Source organism: Chrysiogenia bacterium (genome assembly GCA_020434085.1).
Classification (GTDB): Bacteria; JAGRBM01; JAGRBM01; order JAGRBM01; family JAGRBM01; genus JAGRBM01.
The window spans coordinates 1-3,654 of record JAGRBM010000191.1; the positions used below are offsets into that span (position 1 = coordinate 1).

The window sequence follows — 3,654 nt, forward strand, 5'->3', positions numbered from 1 at the left end:
CTCCAAGTGCATCGCCTACATGGGAAAGAACGCCGACGTGAAGGAAGGCGTGGCAAGCTTCCTCGAAAAACGCGCGCCCAAGTATCCCATGAAGGTCAGCACCGACATGCCCGACTTCTTCCCGTTTGGACCGGAGCGGAAGTTTTCGGAGTAGCTTCGCTACTTCTCAATCCTGTCATCCTGAGCCGAAGGCGAAGGATCTCAACCAGCCCGCAATGACGACGAACCATTCAGGTCAGTGCCGGCTTGAACACGTTGAGATCCTTCGCTGCGCTCAGGATGACAGCTTCAAGCCCCCCCTACAGCAACTCCTCGATCGGCATCAGCTCCCAGAACTGCAGGCGCAGGCGCTTCCACAGGGAAGCCTTGCGATTCGGGTTCTCCGTGCGGGGGTTCCAGCTGTTGCCCGGCAGCATGTCGCGCTCGATGGCGGTTTCGACCTGCCGGGCGAGCTTCTTGCTCCGGATCAGGACGCCGATCTCGGTGTTGAGATTGGTCGAGCGCGGGTCGAGGTTGAAGGTGCCAATAAAGAGCTGCTCGCCGTCGATGACCAGTGTCTTGGCGTGCAGGGCGAAGATGGGAACTTCTTTTTCGAGTTCTTCGTAGCGGTCGATCAGTTCCTTCTGGATCGCCGGATCGGGGCGGAACTCGCGCACCTCGATCCCCGCGCCAAGAATGCGGTACTTCTGCCGGCTGTAGCCGCTGTAGGCGGGCAGGTTGTCGGTCGAGGCCAGCGAGTTGGTGCTGATGCGCACCTCGACCCCGCGTTTGGTGAGTTCCCCGAACATTTCGAGCGCCCCGCCTGGCATGACGAGGTAGGGCGTCTGGATCACGACGCGCTTTTTCGCGGAGGCGACGAGCTGCGCCAGGCGCTCGCCGGTTCTGCCGCCGCGTGGGAGGAAGAAACCCGCCTCGCTCTTGCCGGGCGCGTCGCTCAGGAACTCGGGCTTGCTCCATTCGAGGGTCTCTACCACCTTGGGAAACTTCTCCGGCAACCTCTCCAGCGCCTCACGCACCTTCGGCGCGAAGTTCTCCGGGTTCCTGGCATAGGCGTGCAGCTCCGCGTAGACCGCAGCCGTGCGCGCGGGCGTGAGGCCCTCCAGCTCGTCTTCGAGGAGCAGCTCCACCGGAATCGTCAGCTCGCTCTGCCAGAAGCGCTCGAAGCTCGCGCGGGAGTCGTCGGCAACCGGCCCCAGCAACAGCACGTCGCGGTCGCGGAAGTTGTAGGCGTGGTCGTAGTCGTAATACTCGTCAGCCATGTTGCGGCCGCCGATGACGGCGGCGAGCCCGTCGACGATGAGCGTCTTGTCGTGCATGCGCTGGTTGACCGCGCGAAAACGGGTCACGGCGTTCGTTACGCGCTCGATCTTTCCCGTGCCGACGCTCTGGACCGGGTTGTAGATGAGGATCTCGATGTTGGGGTGAAGCGCCATGGCGAGCATGAACTCGCTGGGCGCGTCGATGAGCAGGTCGTCGACGATGACGCGCACCCGCACGCCGCGCTCCGCCGCGCGAAGCAGCGCCTCGGCTGCCAGCGTGCCGATGTTGTCGTTGCTCCAGATAAAATACTGGATCTCAATGGAAGTCGCCGCGTGATCGACCAGCCAGGCGCGCGCGAGAAGGGACTGCTCACCTTTTTCCAGGACATACGCCCCGGTCTTACTTGGATTTTCGGCAAGCAGCGGCGCAATCAGCGCGCCGAGGGATTCCTCGGCCGCAGCGACAGGCTCCGCGGCGCAAAGCAGCAGCGCGAGCGCCGCAAGAATTCCGCGTGCCCTGCCCTGCGTTTTCACAGCCCTGTTCCTAGCGAATGTTGTAGCGCTGGCGGATGTAGGGGTCCTGCTCGGCGACGTCTTTTTCCGAGAGCACGATCGCCTGCCCCGATTCGAGCTCGACGCGCAGGAAGCCGTCCTCGCCGGGGGCCTCGAGCGCGAGCACGGCGTCGCTGAGTTTCGTAATCGGCTTGCCGTTGATCTCCGTCACGCGGATGTTCTCGACCTGGCCGCCGTAGCCCTTGTTCGCGGGCGCGTCGAAGACCTGCGAGATCACAACGAGCTCTTCAAGGTCTTCTTCCCCGATGGGCATGCGCCGGTAGGTCTCCAGCGAGATGGGCAAGCTCTGGCGGCCCCAGCGCCACAGGTAACGCGGCTCCACGGCCATGAATACGAGCCCGCCCTTGTAGACGTAGCGCGGCTGCTCGTCGTAGTGGGGCATGAGCGGGATGACGGAAAAGCGCCGGGGCCGGAGCGTGATGTCCACGGCCAGTTCCTTGCCGCCGCGCAGCACCCGCATCTTGATCTTCTCGCCCACCTGCTTGTCCGTCAGGTAGTAGCCGAAGCCGATTTTCTTGTCGCCGCGAAAGCGGACCTGCCCGTCGTTGAAGATGGGCGTGCCGTTGATCGAGAGCAGCACGTCGTCGGTCTCAATCGCGCCGTCGGCGCTCGAGCCGCGTGCAACCTTCATCACGCGCACGCCCGTGTGTTTGGGTCCCATGCCCAGCCACTGCCGCATGGCATCGTTTTCGAGGGTCTGGTAGGTCACTCCGAGGTTGGTCACGCCGTCGACGCGCCCGTCGGAGAAGTCCTTGAGAAACTGGCGAATCACCGGCGTCGGCACGAAGTAGCCGAGCCCCTCGCCGCTGCGATCACCCTGGGTCGCCACGCCGATGCAGTCGTTGGAATCGTCGGAGAACACCGGCCCGCCCGAGTTGCCGGGGTTGAGCGCCGCGTCAGTCTGCACGATGAGGTTGGCGAGCTGGCTGTGGGCGTAACCCATGATGTCGATGCGCGAGACGACGCCCTCGGTATACGAAATCTGCCGCCCCCCGCGCGGGTAGCCGATGGTGACCACTTTCTCGCGGTGCTCGGGCAGGTCGCCGAAGTCGATCTTGGGGGCGCTCTTCTGAATTTCGAGATCACGCACGTGCACCAGCGCCAGGTCTACCTGGTGGTTCACGGCACGGACTTTCACTTCCACCTTGTCGGAGCGGCCGGGGATCTCGGCCTCGATGTAGGTGGCATCGGCCACGCAGTGGGCATTGGTCAGGATCCCCTGCTTGATGAAGAAGCCGGTACAGGTCGCCTGCGAGGCGTGCCGCTTGGTCCAGGGCTGCGCCAGGTCCCAGTCCTGGCTGGTCACGAAGAGCTTGACCACTGACTGGGCCTCGTCGTCGAGGTTGCCGGCGCGCGCCGGGAGAGCGAGTGCGAGAATGAGCAGAGCGGGCAAAAAGATGCGGAGTGTGCGCATGAGGTCTCCATCGTTTGCGGGCATTGATGGCGCAAACGCTACCACGAGCACCCTGCCCGTGCGAGCCGGGCCCGGCGGCATGAAGGAGATTTAATTGCGCGGCGCGTCTTCGGGGAAAGCGAAAGTCCCGTCGGCGCCGGGCTCAAAGGCCACGGCCGCGACGACGGCATCTGTGTTCAAGGGGCCGTAAATGTGGGGAAAGAGCTGCTCGTCCGAGGGCTTGTCCGCTGCGCCCGGATTGGGGTGCGCGGGCGCTTCCCATTTGAGCTCGCTCGTGAGCTTTTCCGGATCAATGCACAGCAGTACGAGGCCGCTCTGCCCCTTGAGGAAAGCATTGGAGACGGGGACCACCTGCGCAGCGGTGGAGCAGTGAAGGAAGCCCTCGGCCTCCAGGCTTGCCGCCACGTA

3 protein-coding genes are annotated in these 3,654 nt (G+C 64.0%); all 3 read right to left on the bottom strand.

The annotated features are described in order from the left end of the window. Nucleotides 1–299 precede the first annotated feature (299 nt). Complete coding sequence (locus tag KDH09_06405; GenBank protein ID MCB0219311.1) at nt 300–1,793, bottom strand: phospholipase D family protein; 1,494 nt, start codon at nt 1,791–1,793, stop codon at nt 300–302. Nucleotides 1,794–1,803: 10 nt separating this feature from the next. Next, the gene (locus tag KDH09_06410; GenBank protein ID MCB0219312.1) at nt 1,804–3,246 is read right to left on the bottom strand and encodes a trypsin-like peptidase domain-containing protein; all 1,443 of its coding nucleotides are present in this window, start codon (nt 3,244–3,246) and stop codon (nt 1,804–1,806) included. Nucleotides 3,247–3,336: 90 nt separating this feature from the next. Then, nucleotides 3,337–3,654, bottom strand: a 318-nt coding sequence (locus tag KDH09_06415; GenBank protein MCB0219313.1) for a DUF952 domain-containing protein, incomplete at its 5' end; no start/stop codon positions are given.